Here is a 23,394-nt window from a genome sequence, read left to right as displayed (position 1 = left end):
CGTGGGCGCGCTCGCCGGGTCCGCGCGCCGACGAGCCGGCACCCCTCGACGTCCCGATCGAGGGCGCACGCAAGGCGGCCGGACGCGGCGCGGGTCCGCCACGCTTACGCTGAGACCGATGACCGCTGAACCCTCGGCTCCCACGACGCCGCGGCCCGGTGCCCGGCCGTACCCGCTCGTCGTGCGCACCACCGCGATCGACGACCTGCCCGGCGGGCCCGCCGCGCTCGTCGACCTCCTCCCCGACGCGCGGCCCCTGACCTGGGTGCGCCGCGGCGACGGGATCGTGGGCTGGGGCGAGGCGCTGCGCCTCGACACGTGGGGACCGGGACGGTTCGCCGACGCCGAGGCCGCGTGGCACGAGACGCTGGAACGCGCCGTCGTGCGCGACGAGGTCGGCCTGCCGGGGACCGGGCCGGTCGCGTTCGGGTCGTTCGCGTTCGACGACTCCGCGCCCGGCGACGACGCGCACGAGCCGGTGCGGGCGGGCGGGACGCTGATCGTGCCGCGCGTCGTGGTCGGTCGACGCGAGGGGCGGACCTGGCTCACGACCGTCGACACCGCGGGCTCCCTCTCCTCGCCCCCCGCCGACGTGGCGGACGTCCTCGCCCGCACCCCCCGCACGCCCGTCGGCGCACCCGGGGACATCACCTGGCGCGACGGGGCGCTCGGCGCGGACGACTGGGCCGACGTCGTGCGCGAGGGCGTGGACCGCATCCGCGCGGGCGCGCTCGAGAAGGTCGTCCTGGCGCGTGACGTCATCGCGCACACGACCGAGCCGGTGGACCCTCGCTGGCTCCTCGCGCGACTGGCCGCCGCCTACGAGGCGTGCTGGACGTTCTCGGTCGACGGCATGGTCGGCGCGACGCCCGAGCTCCTCGTGCGCAGCGAGAAGGGCCTGGTCACCTCCCGCGTCCTGGCAGGCACGATCCGTCGTGCGGGGCTGTCCGACGACGACGCGCTCCTGCGTGCCGCCCAGCTCGCCCGGTCCTCCAAGGACCTCGAGGAGCACGAGTACGCCGTCGCGTCCGTCGCGCACGCCCTCGCGCCGTTCTGCTCGTCGATGAACGTGCCGGACGCACCGTTCGTCCTGCACCTGCCGAACGTCATGCACCTGGCCTCCGACGTCACCGGCGTCCTCGACGCTCGCGGCGGTGGGCTCACGCCCGACGGACCCGCAGCCGGGCCGACGAGTCTCGCGCTCGCCGCCGCGCTGCACCCCTCGGCCGCGGTGTGCGGGACGCCGACGCACCTCGCGCGGGACCTCATCCGCGAGATCGAGGGCATGGACCGCGGCCGGTACGCCGGGCCGGTGGGATGGCTCGGCGCGGACGGCGACGGCGAGTGGGGCATCGCCCTGCGGTCGGCCGAGCTCTCGACCGAGGACCCGCGGTGCGTACGGCTCTTCGCCGGGTGCGGGATCGTCGCGGCGTCCGACCCCGCCGCCGAGGTCGCCGAGTCCGAGGCCAAGCTCGAGCCGCTGCGGTACGCGCTCGGCTCCTGACGCGCGAGGAATGTCACCTCTGCTCTCTTACGTCCGTTCCGCGGAAGCTCGTCCCAGCCGCCCCCGCCACTTGCTAGGTTGGCGCAGATGCCCGCGACCAGCCACGACACCACCGACCCGACCCGCGTCACCGCACGCGCGGGAGCCGACACCACGGTGCGGCGCGCGACCGTCGCCGACCGCGACGCCCTGTGGGAGCTCGTCCACGAGATCCCCCGGCACGACCCGGCGCGCGACGCCTTCGACCGCTCGTTCGGACCGCTGCTGCGCGCGCTGGACACCCGCCTCGTGGTCGCCGAGCTGGACGACCGCGTGGTCGGGTACCTGCTCGCGGCACAGCACCTGACGTTCGCGTCCAACGGCGTCGTGTGCCGCATCGAGGAGATCGCCGTCGCTCCCGACGCGCGCCGACGGGGCGTCGGACGCGCCCTCCTCGCCGACGCCGAGACCTGGGCGACCGGGATCGGCGCGGCGCGCGTGGGCCTCGCGAGCGGGATGTCCCGCGAGTTCTACACCTCGGTGGGGTACACCGAGACGGCAGGGTTCTTCACCAAGGCGCTCGCGGCGCGCGACCAGCCCGCCTAGCGCGCCCAGGCGGCGGCCAGGGCGCTGCCGTCCAGGCCCGCGAGGAGCGCGGCGACGTCGTCGTAGACCTCGACCGCTCCCGCGTCGACCAGCTCCTGGCGCCCGACGCCGCCGCTCAGGACCGCCACGCACGGCACCCCCGCCCGACCGGCCGCGAGCGCGTCCCACACCGAGTCACCGACGAACACCGCGTCGGACGGCTCGACGCCAGCGGCGTCGAGCGCCACCCGCACCAGCTGGGGCTCCGGCTTGGACACCTCGACGTCGTCGGCCGACGTCACGGCGTGCAGGTGCTCCTCGACGTCGAGGACCTCGCGCAGGTGCCCGAGCGTGTCCGGGGAGGCCGACGTCGCCAGGACGGCGCGCGCGCCCCGCTCGCGCACCGCCCGGACGAGGTCGGCCGCGCCGTCGAACGCGCGCAGCAGGTGCGCGGACCCGGCGGAGTGGCGCGAGTGCGCGTCCGCGACCCGATCGGCGACCGCGTCGTCGAGCTCGAGGCCCCGGGAGCGCGCGACCCGCTCGATCAGCTGCGGGCCGGCCTGGCCCAGCGACCGGTGGACGTGCCAGGCGTCGACCTCGACCCCGGCGTCGCGGAACGCCCGCACCCACGCGTCCACCTGGACGTAGTTGGAGTCGACGAGGGTGCCGTCGACGTCGAAGAGCACCGCGCCCGTCACGGCCGGCCCCGGGTTTCGCTTCCGACGTGGTTCATGGGTCGATCGTGTGGCCCGCACGTCCCACGCGCCACCCGACCCGTCCCGACAGAGGTCGAGGCCGGTGGCGACAGCCACCGGCCTCGGCCGCGGACCTCCGCATCCTGCGCGGAGGGAGGACGGCGCGCGTCGGGGGAACGCGCGCCGTCGGGCCTCAGCCCTGCCCGCCGAAGAACCAGTCGAACGGGTCGGGCACGTTGCCGGGGTCGCTCGGGTCGGTCTGCTCGCCCTGCTGACCGTCCTGGCCCTGCTCACCCTGCTGGCCCTGCTGACCCTGCTGACCCGGGAGCTGCCCCTGGCCGTCCTGCGAACCGTCCGAGCCCTGCGAACCGGTCGTGTCGTCGGCGGGCTTCGTCGCCAGGGTGACCTTCAGGTCCTGTGCGGACCCGTCTCGCACGACCGTCAGGGTCGACTCCTGCCCGGCGGTGCGCTCGCGCACGAACGCGGTCAGCGACTCGGCCCCGCCGACGGACGCCTCGTCGATCGCGACGATGACGTCACCGGCCTGGATGCCTGCCTCGGCGGCCGGCGAACCCTGCGTCACCTGCTCGACCTGGGCGCCCCGACGGGTCACGCCGTCGGCCGTCGCGGTCGCGTCGGACAGCGTCACCCCGAGGAACGCGTGCTCCGCGGTGCCGTTCTCGACGAGCTGCTGGCTGATCTCCTTGGCGAGGTTCACCGGGATGGCGAACCCGAGACCGATGGAGCCGGACTGCCCGCCGCCGCTCGACAGGGTCGCGATCGACGAGGTGATGCCGATGACACGGCCCTGCGCGTCGAACAGCGGGCCGCCGGAGTTGCCGGGGTTGACGGCCGCGTCGATCTGGATCGCGTTCGTCACGACCGACGTGCCGCCGGTCTCGCCCGACGCGGACACCGGCCGGTCGACGGCGGAGACGATGCCGGTCGTCGCCGAGTTCGCGAGGCCGAGCGGGTTGCCGACCGCGAGCACGGACTCGCCGACCGTGACGGCGTCCGAGTCGCCGAGCGTCGCGGGCACGAGGTCGTCCGGGGCGTCCTGGATCTGGACGACGGCCAGGTCGGTCGTGGGGTCGGTGCCGACGACCTTCGCCGTGAACAGCCGGCCGTCGCTCAGCGACACCTGGACCGTCCCGTCGGTCGCGCCGCCGACGACGTGGTTGTTCGTCACGACGTGGCCCTGGTCGTCCACGATCACGCCGGAGCCCTCGGCCCCACCGGCCTCGGTCTGGACCTGGATCGCCACGACCGACGGTGCGACGGCCTGCGTCACGGCCTCCCAGTCGGGGTTCTGCGACGACGAGCTCGACACGGGCGCTGCGCTGGTCTGCTCGGGCGCGGCGACGTCGGCGAGCGAGGTCGAGCCGACGTCCTGGCCGAACGCGCCGACGAGCCCGGCCGTGCCGACGCTCGCGACGACGGCCGCGATCGCGGCGGCGCTGACCACCGGCACCCAGCCCTTGCGGCGCTTGCCGGACCCGTCCGGGGTCGGCTCCGCCACGGGCGGGGCGGGCGGGGCCGGGACACCGCCGTGGGGCGCCCCGGTGTACGCGTAGGGGTACCCGGCGGCGTTCTGCGTGCCGCGCGAGGGGTCCGACGCCGCGGCGGCGGGCGCGTAGGACGGCGCAGGGTGCAGCGGCTCGGGCTGCTGCACGGCGAGCGGCTGCGTCTGCTCCGGCGTGGGGTGCTCGGGCGACGCGACGGTCTCGCGGGGGTTCTGGTCGGCGTTCGTGGTCATGGTGGCCTCCTCGGTTCTGACCACTACTTCACACCCCTGGCCTTGAACGAGGCTTGAACCTACCTGGGAGTTCGCTGCGAGTCCGGCGCCCTCGGCCGGGACGCGGGTCCGGCACCGACCTCAGCGCGACCCGAGCGTCTCCCGCACCGCGTGCCCCACACGTTCGGCGAGCGCTGCGCCGTCGCGCCGCCGGGCGTCGCGCGCGACGCGGACCTCGAGCACCTGCACCCCCCGGGACGGGGACGCGAGGGCCTCGCGCAACGACGCCACGTCGGGCACGAGGCGGTGCTCCACGCCGTACCCCGCGCAGAGGTGCGCGAGGTCGGCCCCGTGCGGCGTGGCGAAGACGCGCTCGAACGTCGCGGCACCGGGCGCCGAGCCCTCGCCGAGCGCGCCGGGCTCGAGCCCGGCGAAGATCGACCCGCCGTCGTCGTTGACGACGACCACCTGGAGGTCCACGGACGGCTCCCCCGGCCCGCGCAGCAGCCCGCCGACGTCGTGCAGGAACGTCAGGTCGCCCACCAGCGCGCGCGTCCGGCGACCGCTCCCCGCGAGCGCGACCCCGATCGCGGTGGAGACCGTCCCGTCGATCCCCGCGAGGCCACGGTTCGCGACGACCCGCACCCGGGCGTCGACGCCGCCGACGGGATCGTCGACGCCGAGCACGACGTCGAGGTCGCGCGCCGGGTTCGACGACCCCACCACGAGCACGTCGTGCGGCGTGGACGCCGCGGCCACGGCGCGGGCCACCGACGGGCCGGTGGGCGCGGCGTCGTCGGACAGGACCTGCCCGACGACGCGCGCGGCTGCCGCGCTCGCGGCTCGCCACCGCTCGAGCCAGGGACGGTCGACGCCGGTGCCGTCGGTGCCCCCGCTGCTGTGGGTGGCGAGCCACGTCGCCGGGACGCCCGGCAGGACCGACCCCGCGGTGCGGGCCGCGTCCGGCCACGGCCCGCCCCCCGGGCTCACGACCGTCACGGCGACGTCCGGCCGGGCGAGGAGCTGCTGGACCGGCCGGGTGAGCGTCGCACGCCCGACCACCACGACGTGCTCCAGGCCTGCGGCGACCTCGTCGGCCGCGAGCACCAGCGACGGCGCGATCACGGAGGCCGGCCCGCTGCGCGCGCCGGACGACGGCTCGGCGAGCAACGGCCACCCGCGGGCCTCGGCGAGCTCGCGCGCGACCGCACCCGCGCCGTCGCCGGCGACGACCACCGTCCGGGCGGGCGGGAGAGGCAGGTCCGGTGCCGACGTCACGGCAGGCACGACGGTGGTCCGCCGCCACCCGGCCGGGTACACCTCCGGGAGCCCGGACGCGGCAGGGTCCAGGTCTGCCGGCGGCACGAGGGGCTCGCGGAACGCGAGGTTCAGGTGGACGGGACCCGGGCTCCCGGTACGGACGCCGAGGGCCGCCGCGACCGCACGACCGGCCGTCGCCAGCAGGTCCCGGACCTCCCCGTCGCGGCCGTCCGGGGCAGGGACGTCCGCGACGAGCCGGACCGCCGGGCCGAACATCGAGACCTGGTCCGTCGTCTGGTTGGCCCCGGTCCCGCGCAGCTCGTGCGGGCGGTCGGCGGCGAGCACGACGAGGGGCACGCCGGTGTGGTGCGCCTCGAGGACGGCGGGATGGAGGTTCGCGACCGCGGTCCCCGAGGTCGTGACGAGCGCGACCGGACGCGGGAGCGTCACCCCGCCCGGGTGCTCGACCCGGTCCGCACCGCGGGAGAGGCCGAGCGCGAGGAACCCCGCCGTGCGCTCGTCGACGCGCACGTGCAGGCGCAGGAGGCCGGCGTCGGCCGCCGCGGCGACCGCGTAGGCGAGCGGCGCGGACCGCGACCCCGGGGCGAGCACGACGTCGCGCACGCCGTGCGCGACGAGCGACGCGACGAGCGCGCGCGCCGCCCGGACCGAGGGCGGCACGTCCGGCGCGCTCACCGCGCAGGCCCCACGGTCGGACGGCCGGCACGGGCCGCGACGCGAGCGAGGCGGTCGCGCCACCGGTCCTCGGTCGCGGGGTCCGCGGCGGTCGCGCCGAGCGCGGCCCGCGTCGGCTCCGCCGCCCGGACCGGGAGCGCCCCGTCCACGGGGAGCAGCGGGTGGTCGGTCACGTCGTCGGCGAAGAGCTGCACGGTCGCCAGCCCGCACGCGTACGGCAGCTCGGGCAGCGCCGCAGCCAGCGCGACGCCCGCCGCGATGCCCACCGACGACTCCAGGGCGGACGACACGACGACGGGCAGACCGACCAGCTCGGCGAGCTCGAGGCACGCGCGCACGCCACCGAGGGGCTGGACCTTCAGCACGACGACGTCCGCGCCGTCCGCGCGCACGACCGCGAGCGGGTCCTCGGCACGCCGGATCGACTCGTCGGCGGCGACCGGGACGGCCGCGTCGCCGCGCTGCCCGCGCCGGACCGCCGCGAGCCCCGCGACGTCGGCGCACGGCTGCTCGACGTACTCGAGGCCGCCCGCGGCCCGGTCGAGGTGGGGCAGACGGCGCAGGGCCTCGTCGACGTCCCACGCACCGTTGGCGTCGACGCGGACCCGTCCGCCGGACCCGAGCGCGTCACGGACCGCCTCGAGCCGGGCGATCTCCGCGGAGAGCGGTTCGAGGTCGCCACCGGAGCCGCGCTGGGCGACCTTCACCTTGGCCGTGCGGCACCCGCGGGACCCCGCGACGATCTCGCGGGCGCGGTCGGGGCCGACGGCGGGCACGGTGACGTTCACGGGCACGTGGTCGCGCACGGGCGTCGGCCAGCCGTCGTCGGCCCCCTCGCGGGCCGCGCGCAGCCACGGGACGCACTCCGCGTCGTCGTAGTCCCAGAACGGCGAGAACTCGCCCCAGCCGGCGTCGCCGCGCACCAGGACGCCGTCGCGGGAGTCGAGGCCACGGAACCGGGTGGTCAACGCGGTGCGGTAGACGACGGTCGCACGGGGGTCTGGCACGCCTCCAGGTTAGGTCACCGCTCCCGGCCGCGGCTCGACGGCACCCTGGGTCCGGCCGTCGAGCAGCTCCGCCACGAGCGACGCGGCCAGCGCGCGCACGTCGCGCCCCTCGGCCAGCGCACTGACCGCCGCGCCGTCGACCAAGGCGACCAGCAGCGCGGGACTCGTGCGCTGCTCTCCCAGGGTCGCGAGAACGTCGGAGATCGCCGCGTCGAGCTGGTCGCGGCCGTCCGCGTACGCGTGCGCGAGCGACGGGTGCCGGCCGGCGCCGACGAGGTGCTCGTAGAAGCCGCGCACCTCCGGGTCGCCGCCGGGCGGCAGGACGGCGTCGACGAGCGTCTCGGCGGACGTGGCGCCGTCGCCGCTCGCGGCTCCGTGCCGCGCGGCCCGCGCGGAGGCGTCGCGCGCGTGCGCGGCCCAACCGGCGACGACGACCTTCCCGGCGGCGCCGATGAGGTCGTCGAGACCGGTGAAGTAGTACGTCGTGGCGGCGAGCGGCACTGCTGCCCGGGACGCGACGGCGCGGTGCGTGACCGCCCCCGGCCCCGCCTGCATGATGAGGTCGGCGGCCGCGCGGACGATCAGGTCGCGTCGGGCGTTGCCGCGCGCCTGCCGGCGCGGGGCCTGACGATCGACCGCCGCGTCGTCGTGGGCCGTCGCCGTCCGAACCATCAGTGCCCCCCACCGGAGAGATTGAGACCGACGACCCCCGCGACGATGAGCACGAGGGAGATCACCTTGAGGACGGAGACGGCCTCGCCGAACAGCACGACCGCGAGGACCGCGGTCAAGGACGCCCCGATCCCCACCCACACACCGTAGGCGACGCCGACGGGCAGCGTCTTGAGGGCGTAGCTCAGCCCGACCATGCTGAGGACGAGCAGGACGACGAACGAGACGCTGGGCCAGAGCCTGGTCAGGCCCTCCGAGGCCTTGAGGCTCAGCGCCCAGCCGGACTCGAGCATGCCGGACAGGACGAGGACGATCCACGCGAGTGCCATGGGGGTGCTCCACGATCGACGCGCCGGGTGGCAGGTCCGCCGTCGCGCGCTATAACTGGTACTACTGTACCACTCCTCGTGGCGACGGCGCACGGACTACCGTGACGACGTGAGCAACCCCGGCACCGAGCCTGCAGCGGCCCCTCTTCCCCACCCGGTCTCCGAGACGTTCGACGCGCGCGCCTGGCGTGCCGTCGTCGGGTTCGAGGACCTCACCGACGTGACCTACCACCGCGGCGTCGCGCGCGACGCGAGCGGTGCCGTCGTGCGCGACCTGCCCGTGGTCCGGGTCGCGTTCGACCGGCCCGAGGTGCGCAACGCGTTCCGCCCTCACACCGTCGACGAGCTCTTCCGCGTGCTCGACCACGCGCGCATGACGTCCGACGTCGGCACCGTCCTGCTCACCGGGAACGGCCCGTCGCCCAAGGACGGCGGCTGGGCGTTCTGCTCGGGCGGGGACCAGCGCATCCGCGGCCGGTCGGGCTACCAGTACACGACCGCGCCCGACGGGGGCGGCAGCGAGGAGACACGGGACGCGGTGGACCCGGGACGCGCGGGACGCCTGCACGTCCTGGAGGTGCAGCGGCTGATCCGGACGATGCCCAAGGTCGTGATCGCCGTCGTGGACGGCTGGGCCGCGGGCGGCGGGCACTCGCTGCACGTCGTGGCGGACCTGTCGATCGCGTGCCGCGAGCACGGGCGCTTCAAGCAGACCGACGCCGACGTCGGGTCCTTCGACGGGGGCTACGGCTCCGCGTACCTCGCGCGCCAGGTCGGTCAGAAGCGCGCCCGGGAGATCTTCTTCCTCGCGCGCGAGTACTCGGCGGACGACGCGCAGCGCTGGGGCGCGGTGAACGAGGTCGCCGAGCACGACGACCTCGAAGCCGTCGCGATCGAGTACGCGCGGACCATCGCCGGGAAGTCGCCGCAGGCGATCCGCATGCTCAAGTTCGCGTTCAACCTCGCCGACGACGGCCTGATGGGCCAGCAGGTGTTCGCGGGCGAGGCCACGCGGCTCGCCTACCTGACGGACGAGGCCGTCGAGGGCCGCGACGCGTTCCTGGAGCGACGCGCCCCGGACTGGACCGGCTTCGGCTACGCGTTCTGACGGCTGTCAGCACCCCACGGTCCCTGGGAAGCGTGGGGTGCTGGCAGGTCACGGGGTCATGAGGGTGGCGAGCATGTCGAGCAGGCCGCGGCCTGCGAACGCCGCTGCCACGGCGAGGCCGAAGAGCATGACGACCGACACCACGACGGGGACCGCCGACCGGGCGACGCCCGGCCCGTCGTCGCGCCGGGGGTGCTCGAGAGGGTCGCCGGAGGAGTGGTGCGTGGGTGCGGGGGTCGAGTTCGCCATGCCTCCACGGTCTCCCGCGGCGCACCGCGGGCGCGTCGTCCCTGCGACCATGCCCGACGCCGCGTGGCTCAGCCCGCGGGAGGACCGCGGTCCGCACGGGCTACCCCGCAGGGATGAGGCAGGTCTCCGGACACCGACCCGTGCGGCGAGCCGCCGGACCGGTCAGCCGACGTCCCAGCTCCCCGAGTCCTCGGGCACGAGCTCGATCCACGTCCGCCCCGGCTCGAGCGCGACCGGCTCGTCGTCCGGGCCGGTGAGCACGAGGGGCGCGTCGACGTCGTCCTTGGCCCACGTCACGGCGACCTGCTTGCCGCCGCTCGCGAGCACGCCGTCGCCCGACCCCACCACGCGCGTCTCCGGCACCGGCACTCCCGCGGGGTCCTTGAAGGACGTGTTCACCATGGGCACGCGGACGAGCACCACGTTCTCGGCACCGAGCCGCACGCCGTCGGCGGACACCGCGGGCGTGTCCCCCTCGCTGCGCAGGTACGCGCCCTCCTCGCCGCTCCAGTCCCACCGCGCCGTGCTCGCGAACGTGAGCGCGGCCACCAGGGCCGGAGCGTCCGCACCGGTCGTCGTCGCCGTCCCCCGGCCGGGCTCGCGCGCGAACACGAGCGGGGCCGGCGGAGGCGACGTCCGGTCGTCGTCGGCCTGGGCCCAGAAGTCGGCGAGTCGGCCGTAGACGTTGTGCGGCGCGCGCCGTCGAGGCGTCTTCTCGAAGCCGCCGTCCCCCGCGTCCATGATCACCGACTGGACGCCCGCGGCGCCGACCTCGGTGATGAACGGCGCCTGGCCGCCCGTGTAGGCGAGCACGCCGTGCAGGGGCGCCACGAGCTGCGGGTCCGTCGGTCGCACGGACCGCACCGGCCCGACGAGCGCAGGCTCCTGCGAGTGGTAGACCGCCAGGAACCGGGTGATGCCGCCCTCGACGACCTCCTCCCACACGACGTCGGCCTGCTCCAGGCCGGTCTGCGGGCGTGCCTGCGGGGCGTTCTCGATCTTGACGGCGAGCGCGGGCCGCTGCGCGACCTCGTCGGCACGGACGCCCGTGAGCGGCCACACGAGCGGCAGGTCGGGATCCGGCGCGGCGCCCTTGTCGACGCCGGTGTCGGGGTCCACCGTCGCGGTCACGGTCGCCGCGGGACCGCCCCCGCCGCACGCCGCGCACGCGAGCAGCACCGCGGCCGCGAGCGCCGGGAGCAGCCGTCGCGCCCGGGCCCCCGGCACGCCCGAGCAGGCCGTCGTGTCCCGCACCGTCATCGATCCTCCCGTGGCCCCGCTCGCCCGTACGCGTCCCCTTGCGGCGACACGGTACGCCGCGACCTAGGCTGACCGGGTGACCCGCGCCGTCGTCCCCGCCGATCTCGACGCACTGGTGGCCGCGGTGGGCGCGGCGCTCGACGGCTGCGGCCCGCCCGTCGCGACGGCCCCGCTGCGTCCAGGACGCGAGCTGCCCGCCGGCACCGCGCTCGTCCTGGGCACGTCCGGTTCGACGGGGGCGTCCCGGGAGGTCGCCCTCGGCGCGGAGGCGCTGCGGGCGTCCGGCGCGGCGACGCACGCGCGGCTCGGTGGCCCGGGCCACTGGATCCTCACGCTGCCGCCGACGCACGTCGCCGGGGTACAGGTCGTCGCCCGCGCGCACGCTGCGGGCCTCGGGCTGACGGCGGACCGGTCCGCGGAGCAGTTCACGCCGGAGTCCTTCGCCGCGCTCGTCGCACGCAGCCCGGCCGGCGTGCGTCGCTACGTCTCGCTCGTGCCCACGCAGCTGCACCGGCTGGTCGCCGCGTCCGGGGCGGGGGATGCCGCGGGACGCCGGGCGCTCGACGCGCTGCGGGAGCTCGACGCGGTCCTCGTCGGGGGCGCCGCCGCGCCCCCCGCCCTGCTGCGCCGCGCCCGGGAGGAGGACGTCCGGGTCGTCGTCACGTACGGCATGACCGAGACGTGCGGGGGCTGCGTGTACGACGGCGTGCCGCTCGACGGCGTGCGCGTGCGGCTCGCCCGGGGAACCACCGGGGAAGGACCCGCCACGGTGGAGATCGCGGGCCCCGTCCTCGCGTCGGGGTACGCGGGCGACCCGGACGCCACCGCCCGGGCGTTCCGCACCCAGGCCGACGGCACGCGCTGGTTCCGCACCAGCGACGTCGCCACCCTCGTGGACGGCGTCCTGAGCGTGCAGGGCCGGGCCGACGACGTGATCGTGACGGGCGGGGTGAACGTCGCTCCCGCCGCGGTCGAGGGAGCGGTCGCCGAGCTCGACCCGATCGGCGAGGTGTGCGTCGTCGGCGTCCCGGACCCGGAGTGGGGACGGGCGGTCGTCGCGGTCGTCACGCTCGCGGACCCGGGCTGTCGCGAGGGCACGGACGCGGAGGGCCTCACCGCGCGGGTCCGCGCCCACGTCGCGGATAGGCTGGGGCGCGCGGCGGCACCACGCCGCGTGCTCGTGGTGGCCGACCTCCCGCGACGCGGCCCCGGCAAGGTGGATCGCGCCGCGGTGGCACGCGTCGCCGTCGAGCACCAGGACTGACCCGCCGGACGGCAGGACGGAGCACCCGGAGAACCATGGCCACGAGGACCGAGTGGGTCGCCGGCGCGCGACCGCGCACCCTGCCCGCAGCCGCGACCCCGGTCATCGTCGGGTCGGGGGCGGCGGCACAGGTCGACGGGTTCGCGCTCTGGCCCGCGCTGCTCGCGCTGGGCGTCGCGCTCGCCCTGCAGGTCGGGGTGAACTACGCGAACGACTACTCCGACGGCATCCGCGGGACCGATCTCGACCGCGTCGGGCCGACGCGGCTCACGGCGACCGGTGCGGCCGCACCCCGCGCGGTGCGCGACGCCGCGTTCGCGTCGTTCGGCGTCGCGGCGCTGCTCGGGCTCGTGCTGTGCGCGGTCTCGGGGCACTGGTGGCTGCTCGCGGTGGGCGCGCTCGCGATCGTCGCCGCCTGGTACTACACGGGGGGCCGCAACCCGTACGGGTACCGCGGGCTCGGCGAGGTCGGCGTGTTCGTGTTCTTCGGGCTCGTCGCCACCGTCGGGACCACCTACACGCAGGCCGACGTCGTGACGTGGCCCTCGCTCGTAGGTGCGGTCGCCGTCGGGCTGCTCGCGTGCGCGATCCTCATGGTCAACAACATCCGGGACATCCCGACGGACGTGGTGGCCGGCAAGCGCACCCTCGCGGTGCGGCTCGGCGACTGGCGCGCACGCCGTGTGTACGTCCTGATGATCTGGGTACCGCTCGCGCTCGCCGTGGTCTGCGCGTTCGCGTCGGGGTGGACGATCTTCGTCCTCGTCCTCCTGCTCCCGGCGGTGCTGCTGACCCTGCCGGTGATCGCGGGGGCCCGCGGTCCGCTACTGGTTCCGGTCCTGGCGGGGACGGGGTTCTTCGAGCTCGCGTACGGCGTCCTGCTCGGGGTCGGGCTCGCGCTCTGACCTCTCCGGCGTGACGACGTCCCGTTCGCTGCCGGTCTCGTCAGCGCGCGCGGCGTCGACGGCGGCGTCCTCGAGGGCTGCGTCGTCCTCGATCTCGCGCGAGAAGCGTTCGCCGGTGCGCCGGGAGTGCTCCGCACGCTCGGCGAGGTAGACCGCGGCGGCCTCACGGGGCCCGCGCAGTGCGAGATACGACACCATGAAGGCGATCGCCGCAGCCACCAGGACGAGCAGCCAGCCGCGCATCTGGAGCATCCACAGCACGCCGAGGGCGGCAGCGAAGAGCAGCAGGCGCAGGACCGAGTAGACGACGAGAGGCACTGCTCCAGGGTACGGCGCTTAGGCTGGAGGCATGTTCCGCGTGCTGCTCGTCCTCCTCGCCGTCGGTCTGGCGGTCTACGCCCTCGTCGACCTGGCCTCCAGCGACGAGCGGCGCCGCGGCGGCATCCCGAAGTGGCTGTGGGTCGTCCTCATCGTCCTGCTGCCGTACCTCGGTCCCGTCGCGTGGATCCTCGTGGGTCGCGCCGCGTCGCGCGGTCCGGGTGGCACGGGCGTCGGGCGAGCCGGCGGCCCGGCAGGCACCGGACCGGCACGACGTCGTCGGGGCCCGGTCGCGCCCGACGACGACCCGGACTTCCTCTGGCGGCTCGAGCAGCAGCGACGCCGCCAGGACCGCGAGACGGACCCCGCCCCCGGAACCGACGTGCCCCCGACCTCTGGCCCGTCCGCCAGACCCGGCGAGGGGACCGACGGCGCGCCGCCGTCGGACGTCGACTCGCAGGCCGACGCCGGGCCGGACGACTCCGGCCCGGGCGACTCCGACCCGAGCGACAGCGGGAGCGGCCCGACGGCGGGCCGCGACGAGCCCGGCAAGCGCTGACCCGCCCCGCCCGTCCCCCGACGGGGTCAGGTGGTCGAGCTACGGGGTCAGGTGGTCGAGTCCAGGCCTGAGTACGAGTGCTTGCCGTTGAAGATCAGGTTCACTCCGGTGAAGTTGAACAGCACGCACGCGTAGCCGACGACGACGAAGTACGCCGCACGACGTCCGGACCACCCACGCGTCGTGCGCGCGTGCAGGTACGCCGCGTACACGATCCACACGACGAAGCTCCAGACCTCCTTGGGGTCCCAGCCCCAGTAGCGGCCCCACGCGTGCTCGGCCCAGATCGCGCCGCCGATGAGCGTGAACGTCCACAGCACGAACGCGACCGAGTTGAGACGAAAGCTCAGTGCCTCGAGCTGTGTGGGCGTGGGCGTCGAGTCGAGCCACCGCCAGCCACGCGCACCGAGGACGGCGCTGCCAGCCTCGCGCGAGTCGCGCAGGAGCTGCAGCACGGACGTGACGAACGCGACGGTGAAGATCCCGGTCGCCGTGATGGCCACGCCCACGTGGAGGACGAGCCAGTACGACTGCAGCGCGGGCTGCACGCCGGTCGCCGCGATGAAGAACACGTTCTGGGCGAGCACGAGGAACAGCGTGGCCAGGCCCGTGACGAACGAGCCGAGGAACCGCACGTCGCGACGCGTGGACACCCCGAGGAAGACCGCGAGCGCCACGAAGCTGCCCACGAGCGTGAACTCGTACATGTTGGCCCACGGCGTGCGACCGGCCGCGATGCCACGCGTGACGATCGCGATCAGCAGCAGCCCCGCACCGAGCCACGTCAGCGAGATGCCGATGTTCGCGGCCTTGCGCGAGACGGGCGCCTCGGTCGTCGCTCCGGCCCCAGCGGCGTCCGGCCCGTACGCGGCCCCCGACGACGTCCCCACCGCCGCGGTGAGCGCCCCGGTCCGTTCGCGGGACGCCAGCTCCGCCTCGCGGTCGTCGTGCTGCTTCGTCAGTCGGGAGAGGTCGATCGCGAACGCCACGAGAGCCACGGTGAGCGCGGTCGCCGCCGCCCACACGAGGTCCTGGCTCAGCTCCGCCACGGTCATCGGTCAGCCTTTCGTCGACCCGGCTCGCCGGGCGAGGTCTGGTGGGTGAGGTCACCCTCAGTCGATGGTGCCACGCCGGGCAGCGCGGCGAGAAGCGAGTCGACCTGGCCCTGCAGCCCGGCGTCGTCACCGCGGGCGAGGCCCGCGACCTCGACGACGGTCCGCCCGGCCGGGCTCGACCGGTCGCCCCCGTCGTCCGCGGCCGTGGGCCTCGTCTCGGGCCCCGTGCCGTCGTCCTCGCGCCACGTCCGCACCCACACCCGACGGCGCGGCGTGAACAAGGAGACCGCGAGCCCGCCGAGCGCACCGAGCGCGAACACGAGCACCCAGGTCAGGGACGGGTCGTGGCGCAGGTCGAGCGCGACGTAGCGCGGCAGGGACTCGAACGTGATGGTCCCCGTCCCGTCCGGCAGGTCGACGGTCTCGCCCGGTGCGACGAGGAGCTTGACCCGCTCGCCGGCGTCGTCCACGGCCGCGTCGAGGTCCTCGGTGTCCAGTCGGTACACGTTCTGCGGCAGCCCCTCGTCGAGCCCCAGGTCGCCGCTGTACACCTCGAGCACGAGCAGCGGGTTGAGCGGCTGCGGGTACACCGAGCGCGCGGTCGTCCCGTCCTCGCTGAGCTCGGCCGTGGGCAGGAGCGACCCGACCAGGCCGATCTGGTCGAGCCCCGGCGAGACGTCGGGGACCTTGATAACGCCCTGCGACGTGTACATCGTGTCCTCCGGCAGGAACGGCACGCGGCCGCTGAACGCGACCTCGCCGTCGGCGTCGCGCACCGTGACCTCGGGCGCGTACCCGTTGCCCTGGAGGTAGATCTTCGCGCCGCCCGCGGTGAGGGGGTGGTTGACCTTGATGGTCTCGGGGTGCGAGTCGCCGCCCGGGTCGCGGACCGTGACGTGCGCCGTGAAGTCGCGCGACTGCGCGAACGCGAGCGCGTCCTGGGAGAACTCGGCCTCGAACGAGTCCAGCGTCATGGAGAACGGGACGAGCGACGAAGGGCGGAACCAGGCCCCGTTCTCGAACGTGTCGTAGTCCACGACGGCGTTGGCGAACCCGCGCCCCTCGGTGACGATCGCCTGGCCGCGGTAGTGCAGGAGCTGGCCGAGGGCGACCGCGATGAGCAGGCCGACGAGCGACAGGTGGAACACGAGGTTCCCGGTCTCGCGCAGGTAGCCGCGCTCGGCCGCGACCGTCCGGGCGGCGGGCCGCGCCGGCGTGCTCCCGCGCGCCGCGAGCGGTTCCTCCACGCGTGTCTCGACGCGGAACGTCGGCAACCACCGCACGCGCCCACGCAGGTGGTGCGCCGCGGCCTCGACCACGGCGTCCGGTGCGGCGTCGGTGACGACGCGCGCGTGCACCCCGAACCGTTCGAAGCGGCGCGGTGTGCGGGGCGGGCGAGCGCCCAGCGCCTGCAGGTGCGCGTGGGTCCGCGGCAGGATGCAGCCCACGAGCGAGACGAACAGCAGGAGGTAGATCGCCGAGAACCAGACCGAGGAGTAGACGTCGAAGAACCCGAGCCGGTCGAGCCACTCCCCCGCGGTCGGGTGGTCCTGGAGGTAGCGCAGCACCGCGGCCGGGTCCTGCGGACGCTGCGGCAGCACGGACCCCGGGACGGCCGCGACCGCCAGCAGCATGAGCAGCATGAGCGCGACGCGCATGCTGGTGAGCTGGCGCCACGTCCACCGCAGCGTGCCCTTCCAGCCGAGGGCGGGCACCGTCGGCGCGGGACCCGGCCGCTCGCCCGGGCGGCCGGTCGACCCCTCGACGAACGCGTCGTGGATGCCCTCGGGGCGGTATCGCGGGTCCTCGGTGCTCGCCGAACCGCTCGCCTGTCCTGCCGTCGGTCCCGTCGCCGGTCCTTCCGTCGTCTCGTCCCGCATCACACCACCGTCACGAATCCGCCGATCCAGCCCTGCAGCGCCGTCGTCCACGTGCCCCACAGCCCGGTCACGAGGGCGGTGCCGATGACGACGAGCAGCACGCCGCCCGTGCGCATCACGGCGAGCCGGTGGCGACGCAGGAACCCGAGCATCCGCTGCGAGCTCTGCAGGCCGAGCGCGATGAGCAGGAACGGGATGCCGAGACCCAGGCAGTAGGCGACGCCGAGGACGGCGCCGCGCCCGGCCGACGCCTCGGTGAGCGACAGCGCCTGGACGGCGACGAGCGTCGGCCCGAGGCACGGCGTCCAGCCCAGGCCGAACACGAACCCGAGCAGCGGCGCGCCCCACAGGCCCGCACGCGGGCTCAGGTGCAGACGCCGCTCGCGCTGCAGGAACGGCACCGCGCCCATGAACGCGAGGCCCATGAGGATCACGACGACACCCAGCACGCGGGAGACGACGTCCTCCCAGCGCACCAGCGAGGACCCGACGGCGCCCACCGCGACCGACATCGCGACGAACACGACGGTGAACCCCGCGACGAACAGCCCGACGCCGGCGAGCACGCGCCGCCGGTCCGGCACGGGCGCCGCGACCACGGTGCCCGGGGTGCGGGCAGACCCGTCCGACGGCACCGACCTGCGGGCGTCGCCCGCGGTCGCCGCGGCCATGCCGCTCACGTACCCGATGTAGCCGGGCACGAGCGGGAGCACGCACGGCGACGCGAACGACACGAGGCCGGCGAGGAGCGCCACCGGGACGGCGAGCAGCATCGACCCGCTGAACACGGTGGTCGCGAACGTCTCACCGACGCCGCTCGCCGCGGGGACGGCCGTCGCGAGCGTCGCGAGCGAGGAGGCGGACAGCATCGGGCTCACCCGGCCGCGTCGTCGGCGGTGTCGTCGCCGTCGGCGGGTGCGCCGCCCTCGGCGAGCACGTCGCCGACGAGCGCGTCGAGCGTGGACCCCTCGGCCAGGCCGATGACACGCGCCGCGACGCGGCCCTCGGCGTCGAGCACGACGGTCGAGGGCACCGCCTGCAGCGGGACGGTCCCGGACAGCGTGGCGACGACCTCGCCGCTGCGGTCGTCGATCGAGGGGTACGGGATCTCGAACGTGCGCTGGAACGCGAGCGCCGCGCCGGCCTCGTCGGTCGTGTTGATGCCGAGGACGTGGACGCCGTCGTCGGCGCGGTCGTTCGCGAGGGCCACGAGGTCCGGCGCCTCGGCCCGGCACGGCGCGCACGCGGCGTACCAGGTGTTGAGCACGACGACCTCACCGGTCCAGTCGCTCGTATCGACGTCCTCGCCCTCGTAGTCCGTGCCGGTGAGGACGACGGGGTCGCCGCGGTCGTCGGGCTCCCAGGTGCGGACCGACCCGTCGCCCGAGACGTACCCCTGCCCGACGACGTCCGTGGCGGTCGCACCCGACTCGGCCGTGCAGGCGGCGAGCAGCGTCGACACCGCGAGGCCGGCCACGACGAGCCCGACCGGTCGGGCCGGGCGACGACCAGCACGACGGGCACGACGGGCACGACGCGGCGCGCGCACCCCGCGGGGCGCGTCGGGGCACGGGTGCGTCACGACTGCATCACGGGTCGCACACTGCCCGCGCAGGCTGGACGCCACCTGGGAGAACTCCCCTGCGGGCGGCGTGGCGGCACCAGACATGACGAACGTCACGCTCCGGGCGTGGTCGCGGCCCCCGGCAGGAGGTCGGCGACGGGCTCGCTGTAGTGGATCGCGGCGAGCGCGTCGTCCTCGAACCGCAGCGACGTGAGGGACGCGAGCGAGCACTGACGCTTGCGCGGGTCGTGCCACAGGCGACGGTTCTCGAAGGCGAGGCGCGTGAGCCACACGGGCAGCTGGTGGCTGACGATCAGCGCCTCATGACCCGCGGCCCGGTCCCTGGCGTCCGCGACGGCGGCACGCATGCGCGCGACCTGCTCGACGTACGGCTCGCCCCAGGACGGGCGGAGGGGGTTCCACAGGTACGGCCAGTGCTTCGGGTGCCGCAGCGAGCCGTCGCCGACGCCGAAGGTCAGGCCCTCGAAGTGGTTGGCCGCCTCGATGACGCGGTCGTCCGTGGTGATCTCGAGGCCGAACGCCTCGGACGACGGGGCCGCCGTCTCCTGCGCGCGCTGCAGCGGCGACGCGACGAGCAGGGCCAGGTCGGCGCGGGGCCTGCTCGTGCCGTCGGGCCCGGGCTCGCCCGCGAGGTGCGCGGCCACGCGCCGCGCCATCTCGTGCCCGCGCTCGGACAGGTGGTAGCCCGGGATGCGCCCGTACAGGACGCCGCCGGGGTTGTGGACCTCGCCGTGGCGCAGGAGGTGGACGGTGGTGGAGACCATGGGCACCAGTGTCCCAAACTTCCGGGGTCCGCCCGTCCGGGGTGCGGCACCCGAGGAGGGTCAGGAGGGACGGGCCTCCCGGCACGCCGCGGCGACCGCCGCCATCGCCTCGCCGAGCGCGCGGAACTGCTCCGGGGTGAGGACGTCGACCAGGTAGCGCCGCACGGCGGCGACGTGCGTGGGCGCGGCGACCACGAGCGTGCGCCGTCCCTCGTCGGTCAGGGTGCACAGGACGCCACGGCGGTCGTCCGCGGTCGCCGAGCGGCGCACGAGCCCCCGGGTCTCCATCCGCGCGACCGTGTGGGTGACCCTGCTGCGCGACTGCGCCAGGCCGTCCGCGAGCGCCGACATGCGCAGCGCGCCGTCGGGGCTCTCGGACAGGCGCACGAGCAGCTCGTACTCGTAGAGCGAGACCTCGGACTGCTCGTCGTGCTCGCGGGTCATCGCGTCGACGAAGCGCACGCTCCCGTCCAGGTAGGCGCGCCACAGCCGCTGCTGCTCGGCGTCGAGCCAGCGGGGCTGCTCGTCGTGGTCGGTGCGGCCGGTGCGGCCGGCGGGTTCGTCCTGGGGCATCGACTCGATTCTCCCACCTGGCGGGAATAGCCGACGCACGTCGGGCGTTCACGCCCTCGTACCCGGTTGAACCTTCAACTACCACGACCCAAGGAGCACCCATGGCCACGCCGCTGCCCGCCGGACTGTCCACCGGCACCTACGCCATCGACGCCTCGCACTCGCAGGCCGCCTTCACGGTCCGCCACGCCGGCATCTCGAAGGTGCGCGGGACGCTCGCGATCACCGACGGCTCGATCACCGTCGGCGAGGACCTCGAGTCGACGTCCGTCACGGCCCAGCTCGACGCCGCCTCCGTCAGCACGGGCGACGAGAACCGCGACAACCACCTGCGCAGCGCCGACTTCTGGGACGCCGAGAACAGGTCGACCTGGTCGTTCTCCTCGACGTCGATCACCAACGACGGCGACGACTACGTGGTCGCGGGCGACCTCACGATCAACGGCGTGACCAAGCCCGTCGAGCTCGCGACCGAGTTCGCCGGCACCGCGACCGACCCGTTCGGCAACCCGCGCGCCGGGTTCGAGGCCACCACGCAGATCTCCCGCAAGGAGTTCGGCATCACCTGGAACGCCGCGCTCGAGACCGGTGGCGTCCTCGTGGGCGACAAGGTCACGATCACGCTCGACGTGTCGACCATCAAGCAGGGCTGAGCCCGCTCCGCGTCAGCGGGACCGACGACGACCCGTCCGGCGCTGCCGGGCGGGTCGTCGTGCGTCCGGCCCCTGCCCGTCAGCTCTGCGCGCTCGCCTCGGCCAGGGCGCGGGCCTGCGAGTGGAACGCGAGGATCTGCAGCTCGCTGCCCACGTCGACGCCGCGCACGTCCACGTCGGTCGGCACCTGCAGCGCCCGGGGCGCGAAGTTGAGGATCTCCTTGACGCCCGCGGCGACCACGCGGGTGGCCACGGCCTGGGCGTGCGCGGCCGGGGTCGCGAGCACGACGATGCTCACGCCCTCGCGCGCGACGACGTCCTCGAGCGCGTCCACGTGCTCGACGACGATGCCCGCGACGTCCCGGCCCACGACGTCCGGCGACGCATCCAGCAGCGCCGCGAGGTGGAAGCCGCGCTGGGAGTAGCCCGAGTAGTTCGCGAGCGCGTGCCCCAGGCTCCCGATCCCGACGATCGCGATGCGGTGCTCGTCGGCCAGGCCGAGGGCATCGGCGATGTACTGCGCGAGCGAGCCGACGTCGTACCCGACCCCGCGCGTGCCGAACGAACCGAGGAACGACAGGTCCTTGCGCAGCTGCGCGGGCCCGACGCCGGAGAGCTCCGCGAGCTCGACCGACGACGTCTTCTCCACGCCGCGGGCCACCAGGTCACGCAGCGCCCGCAGGTAGGACGGGAGCCGCGCCACGGTCGCGACCGGGATCCCTGGGACCGTCACCTCGCCGATGATCTGCTCTGCCACCCGTCACCACCGTCGTCCGGGACCGTCGTCGTCGACGGTCGCTCCTCGTCGACCCGATCATCCCAGGTCGGGGCCCCGGTCCGAAATCCGTCCCACCGCGCGGGCGAGCCGTCGCGCGTCGACGCGCCAGAACCCCTGCTGCACGCCGTCCACCGTCACCACGGGGACGTAGTCGCCGTACTCGGCGCGGAGCGCGGGGTCCGTGGTCGGCGCGTCGAGATCGATCTCGGCCCAGGGCTGCCCGGCCTCGTCGCACACCTGCCCGACGACGGCCCGCGCGTCGTCGCACAGGTGGCAGCCGGGCCGCCCGTACAGCAGGACGCGCGCGGTGCCGTGCCCGGTGCTCGCTGGGGGTGGAGTGCTCATGTCCCCAGGCTACGGGCGCGGCTAGAGTGGACAGCATGCCGACGTCACCCGGGCCGGAGGTGCCCGCCCGCCGCACGGCGGCGTTCTTCGACGTCGACAACACCGTCATCCGCGGCGCGTCCGCGTTCCACCTCGCGCGGGCGCTGTACCAGCGGGAGTTCTTCTCCACGGCCGACCTCGTCCGGTTCGCCGTGCACCAGACGCGGTACCTGCTGCTCGGCGAGAGCAAGGCCCAGATCGACCGGATCCGTTCGCGCGCGCTCTCGCTCATCGCGGGGCGCTCGGTCGCGGAGGTCACGGCGATCGGCGAGGAGGTCTACGACACCGTCCTCTCGCTGCGCATCTACCCGGGGACGCGCCGGCTCATCGACGAGCACCTCGCCGCCGGGAACCAGGTCTGGCTCGTGTCCGCGACCCCCGTCGAGATCGGGGACCTCATCGCCCGCCGCCTCGGCACCACCGGCGCGCTGGGCACGATCGCCGAGCACGAGGGCGGCTACTACACGGGCCGGCTCGTCGGCGACATGATGCACGGTCGCGCCAAGGCCGCCGGGGTCCGGGAGCTCGCCGAGCGCGAGGGCATCGACCTCGACGCGTCCTACGCCTACGGCGACTCGCTCAACGACGTGACGATGATGCAGGAGGTCGGGCACCCGTGCCCGATCAACCCCGACGCCAGGCTGCGCCGCCACGCGCAGGACGTCGGGTGGCCCATCCGCGAGTTCCGCGGCCGGCGCCGCCGCGTCGCCCGCAGCAGCGTCCGCACCGCGAGCTGGGCGGGCGCAGCCTGGGCCGGGGCGCTCGTCCTGCGCTCCGTGCGCCGTGCCGTCGACCGGCGGATCTCCCGCCTCTGAGGCTGGACGACATGCCCGTGCCCGAGGAGCATCCGTCGCGCGCCACCGGTCTCGTGGTCGGGACCGTCACAGCCGCGGACGTGCAGGCGCTCGCGGCGAGGGAGGCGCCGGGCGCGGACATCGCGGTCCGAGCCTTCGCTCGTCAGCGAGAGGGGCGTTCCCACCACGTCGCCGCATGGCTCGGCGGACGTCCTGTCGCGACGGCCGAGGTGGTGATCAGCGACCCGCCCGAGCTGCGAAATCTCCAGGTGGAACCCGAGGCCCGTGGCCGCGGGGTGGGGAGCGCCGTCGTCACGTTCGCGGAGCAGCTCTGCCTGCCGTACGGCCGGCTCGCGCTCGGCGTCGCCATCGACAACCCGGGCGCGCGCCGACTCTACGAGCGGCTCGGGTACGTCGGCACCGGTCGCCTCACCACCACGACCTACACCTATGTCGACCACGACGGCGAGCACCAGACCTCGGAGACGGACGAGGCGTTCGAGAAGGACCTCCCCGTGCGCACGGGCACGACGGTGCGACCCGACGCCGGCTCCGAGCGGTAGACGCAGCGAGCCCGGCCACCCCTCGCGGGGTGCCGGGCTCGTACGGGTGTCGCGCGCGTCAGGACGCGCGGGACGTCACTTCTTGTTGCGGCGCTGGTGACGCGTCTTGCGAAGCAGCTTGCGGTGCTTCTTCTTCGCCATACGCTTGCGGCGCTTCTTGATGACGGAGCCCATGGGTCCTCGCAATGCTCGTCGGATGGTGATGGTGGCGGTCGGTCAGGACACGCCGACCAACACAAG

Annotated in this window: 27 protein-coding genes; 9 read left to right on the top strand and 18 right to left on the bottom strand. The window is 75.0% G+C overall.

Annotated elements, in window-relative coordinates:
• Window positions 1-118: 118 nt before the first annotated feature.
• On the top strand, window positions 119-1,504 hold the full coding sequence (locus IF651_RS10590; protein ID WP_191829076.1) for an isochorismate synthase: 1,386 nt from the start codon (window positions 119-121) through the stop codon (window positions 1,502-1,504).
• Window positions 1,505-1,591: 87 nt separating this feature from the next.
• Window positions 1,592-2,089 carry a GNAT family N-acetyltransferase gene (locus IF651_RS10585; RefSeq protein WP_191829075.1) on the top strand — a complete coding sequence of 166 codons (498 nt, stop codon included), beginning with the start codon at window positions 1,592-1,594 and terminating at the stop codon, window positions 2,087-2,089.
• Here the strand turns inward: IF651_RS10585 and IF651_RS10580 are convergent.
• From IF651_RS10580 to IF651_RS10555, 6 genes are all read right to left on the bottom strand, one after another.
• On the bottom strand, window positions 2,086-2,766 hold the full coding sequence (locus IF651_RS10580; protein WP_191829074.1) for an HAD-IA family hydrolase: 681 nt from the start codon (window positions 2,764-2,766) through the stop codon (window positions 2,086-2,088). The genes IF651_RS10585 and IF651_RS10580 overlap by 4 nt on opposite strands.
• A 190-nt stretch (window positions 2,767-2,956) precedes the next feature.
• Window positions 2,957-4,519: a S1C family serine protease gene (locus IF651_RS10575; RefSeq protein WP_191829073.1), complete on the bottom strand. Its 1,563-nt coding sequence runs from the start codon at window positions 4,517-4,519 to the stop codon at window positions 2,957-2,959.
• Window positions 4,520-4,639: 120 nt separating this feature from the next.
• On the bottom strand, window positions 4,640-6,454 hold the full coding sequence (menD, locus tag IF651_RS10570; protein WP_191829072.1) for a 2-succinyl-5-enolpyruvyl-6-hydroxy-3-cyclohexene-1-carboxylic-acid synthase: 1,815 nt from the start codon (window positions 6,452-6,454) through the stop codon (window positions 4,640-4,642).
• Window positions 6,451-7,461, bottom strand: coding sequence for an o-succinylbenzoate synthase (locus IF651_RS10565; RefSeq protein ID WP_191829071.1), 1,011 nt, complete (start codon window positions 7,459-7,461; stop codon window positions 6,451-6,453). The genes menD and IF651_RS10565 overlap by 4 nt, the downstream gene beginning before the upstream one ends.
• Before the next feature lie 9 nt (window positions 7,462-7,470).
• Window positions 7,471-8,133, bottom strand: coding sequence for a TetR/AcrR family transcriptional regulator (locus tag IF651_RS10560; protein WP_191829070.1), 663 nt, complete (start codon window positions 8,131-8,133; stop codon window positions 7,471-7,473).
• The gene (locus IF651_RS10555) at window positions 8,133-8,462 is read right to left on the bottom strand and encodes a DMT family transporter (RefSeq protein WP_191829069.1); all 330 of its coding nucleotides are present in this window, start codon (window positions 8,460-8,462) and stop codon (window positions 8,133-8,135) included. The genes IF651_RS10560 and IF651_RS10555 overlap by 1 nt, the downstream gene beginning before the upstream one ends.
• Before the next feature lie 109 nt (window positions 8,463-8,571).
• Between IF651_RS10555 and IF651_RS10550 the strand changes: the two genes are divergently transcribed.
• Window positions 8,572-9,570, top strand: coding sequence for a 1,4-dihydroxy-2-naphthoyl-CoA synthase (locus tag IF651_RS10550; RefSeq protein ID WP_191829068.1), 999 nt, complete (start codon window positions 8,572-8,574; stop codon window positions 9,568-9,570).
• A gap of 48 nt (window positions 9,571-9,618) precedes the next feature.
• Here IF651_RS10550 and IF651_RS10545 read toward each other — a convergent pair whose 3' ends face one another.
• Entirely contained in the window at window positions 9,619-9,819 is a 201-nt protein-coding gene (locus IF651_RS10545) for a hypothetical protein (RefSeq protein WP_191829067.1), read from the bottom strand.
• A 162-nt stretch (window positions 9,820-9,981) separates the two neighbouring features.
• The gene (locus IF651_RS10540) at window positions 9,982-11,079 is read right to left on the bottom strand and encodes a DUF3048 domain-containing protein (RefSeq protein ID WP_191829066.1); all 1,098 of its coding nucleotides are present in this window, start codon (window positions 11,077-11,079) and stop codon (window positions 9,982-9,984) included.
• Window positions 11,080-11,155: 76 nt separating this feature from the next.
• Here IF651_RS10540 and IF651_RS10535 point away from each other — a divergent pair, with 76 nt between their 5' ends.
• Together IF651_RS10535 and IF651_RS10530 are read left to right on the top strand one after the other, a co-directional pair.
• A complete protein-coding gene (locus IF651_RS10535) occupies window positions 11,156-12,343 on the top strand; it encodes an AMP-binding enzyme (RefSeq protein WP_191829065.1) in 1,188 nt (395 codons plus the stop codon).
• A gap of 35 nt (window positions 12,344-12,378) precedes the next feature.
• A complete protein-coding gene (locus IF651_RS10530) occupies window positions 12,379-13,248 on the top strand; it encodes a 1,4-dihydroxy-2-naphthoate polyprenyltransferase (RefSeq protein WP_191829064.1) in 870 nt (289 codons plus the stop codon).
• Here the strand turns inward: IF651_RS10530 and IF651_RS10525 are convergent.
• On the bottom strand, window positions 13,168-13,566 hold the full coding sequence (locus IF651_RS10525; protein ID WP_191829063.1) for a DUF4229 domain-containing protein: 399 nt from the start codon (window positions 13,564-13,566) through the stop codon (window positions 13,168-13,170). The two genes, IF651_RS10530 and IF651_RS10525, sit on opposite strands and share 81 nt — an antisense overlap.
• A 31-nt stretch (window positions 13,567-13,597) precedes the next feature.
• Here IF651_RS10525 and IF651_RS10520 point away from each other — a divergent pair, with 31 nt between their 5' ends.
• Window positions 13,598-14,125 (top strand): PLD nuclease N-terminal domain-containing protein, encoded by a 528-nt coding sequence (locus IF651_RS10520; protein WP_191829062.1) that lies wholly within the window; start codon window positions 13,598-13,600, stop codon window positions 14,123-14,125.
• Between the two features lie 47 nt (window positions 14,126-14,172).
• On the opposite strand, the gene ccsB is transcribed toward IF651_RS10520, so the two are convergent.
• From ccsB to IF651_RS10490, 6 genes are read right to left on the bottom strand one after another with little or no spacing between them, the layout of a single operon-like run.
• Window positions 14,173-15,180 carry a c-type cytochrome biogenesis protein CcsB gene (gene ccsB, locus IF651_RS10515; protein ID WP_191829061.1) on the bottom strand — a complete coding sequence of 336 codons (1,008 nt, stop codon included), beginning with the start codon at window positions 15,178-15,180 and terminating at the stop codon, window positions 14,173-14,175.
• The gene (resB, locus tag IF651_RS10510) at window positions 15,177-17,060 is read right to left on the bottom strand and encodes a cytochrome c biogenesis protein ResB (protein WP_191829060.1); all 1,884 of its coding nucleotides are present in this window, start codon (window positions 17,058-17,060) and stop codon (window positions 15,177-15,179) included. The genes ccsB and resB overlap by 4 nt, the downstream gene beginning before the upstream one ends.
• Complete coding sequence (locus tag IF651_RS10505) at window positions 17,060-17,929, bottom strand: cytochrome c biogenesis CcdA family protein (RefSeq protein ID WP_191829111.1); 870 nt, start codon at window positions 17,927-17,929, stop codon at window positions 17,060-17,062. Before IF651_RS10505 ends, resB begins: the two co-directional genes overlap by 1 nt.
• A 5-nt stretch (window positions 17,930-17,934) precedes the next feature.
• Entirely contained in the window at window positions 17,935-18,729 is a 795-nt protein-coding gene (locus IF651_RS10500; RefSeq protein ID WP_191829110.1) for a redoxin domain-containing protein, read from the bottom strand.
• Between the two features lie 8 nt (window positions 18,730-18,737).
• A complete protein-coding gene (locus tag IF651_RS10495) occupies window positions 18,738-19,409 on the bottom strand; it encodes a histidine phosphatase family protein (protein WP_191829059.1) in 672 nt (223 codons plus the stop codon).
• 60 nt (window positions 19,410-19,469) lie between these two features.
• Window positions 19,470-19,982, bottom strand: a complete 513-nt coding sequence (locus tag IF651_RS10490) for a MarR family winged helix-turn-helix transcriptional regulator (protein ID WP_191829058.1) — start codon at window positions 19,980-19,982, stop codon at window positions 19,470-19,472.
• Between the two features lie 101 nt (window positions 19,983-20,083).
• Here IF651_RS10490 and IF651_RS10485 point away from each other — a divergent pair, with 101 nt between their 5' ends.
• The gene (locus tag IF651_RS10485; RefSeq protein WP_191829057.1) at window positions 20,084-20,635 is read left to right on the top strand and encodes a YceI family protein; all 552 of its coding nucleotides are present in this window, start codon (window positions 20,084-20,086) and stop codon (window positions 20,633-20,635) included.
• Window positions 20,636-20,714: 79 nt separating this feature from the next.
• On the opposite strand, the gene IF651_RS10480 is transcribed toward IF651_RS10485, so the two are convergent.
• Window positions 20,715-21,392 (bottom strand): redox-sensing transcriptional repressor Rex, encoded by a 678-nt coding sequence (locus tag IF651_RS10480; RefSeq protein WP_338403898.1) that lies wholly within the window; start codon window positions 21,390-21,392, stop codon window positions 20,715-20,717.
• Between the two features lie 57 nt (window positions 21,393-21,449).
• On the bottom strand, window positions 21,450-21,758 hold the full coding sequence (locus tag IF651_RS10475; protein WP_191829056.1) for a glutaredoxin family protein: 309 nt from the start codon (window positions 21,756-21,758) through the stop codon (window positions 21,450-21,452).
• A 35-nt stretch (window positions 21,759-21,793) separates the two neighbouring features.
• On the opposite strand from IF651_RS10475, the gene IF651_RS10470 reads away from it, so the two are divergent.
• The gene (locus IF651_RS10470; RefSeq protein ID WP_191829055.1) at window positions 21,794-22,612 is read left to right on the top strand and encodes an HAD family hydrolase; all 819 of its coding nucleotides are present in this window, start codon (window positions 21,794-21,796) and stop codon (window positions 22,610-22,612) included.
• Between the two features lie 11 nt (window positions 22,613-22,623).
• Window positions 22,624-23,154: a GNAT family N-acetyltransferase gene (locus tag IF651_RS10465; RefSeq protein ID WP_191829054.1), complete on the top strand. Its 531-nt coding sequence runs from the start codon at window positions 22,624-22,626 to the stop codon at window positions 23,152-23,154.
• Between the two features lie 75 nt (window positions 23,155-23,229).
• Here the strand turns inward: IF651_RS10465 and IF651_RS10460 are convergent, their stop codons facing one another.
• Complete coding sequence (locus tag IF651_RS10460; RefSeq protein WP_003792170.1) at window positions 23,230-23,328, bottom strand: 30S ribosomal protein bS22; 99 nt, start codon at window positions 23,326-23,328, stop codon at window positions 23,230-23,232.
• Window positions 23,329-23,394 lie beyond the last annotated feature (66 nt).

Origin of the sequence: Cellulosimicrobium arenosum, from assembly GCF_014837295.1 — a bacterium.
GTDB classification, from domain to species: domain Bacteria; phylum Actinomycetota; class Actinomycetes; order Actinomycetales; family Cellulomonadaceae; genus Cellulosimicrobium; species Cellulosimicrobium arenosum.
Note: the sequence above shows the minus strand (reverse complement) of the source record. Positions and strands in the feature narration are given on the sequence as shown.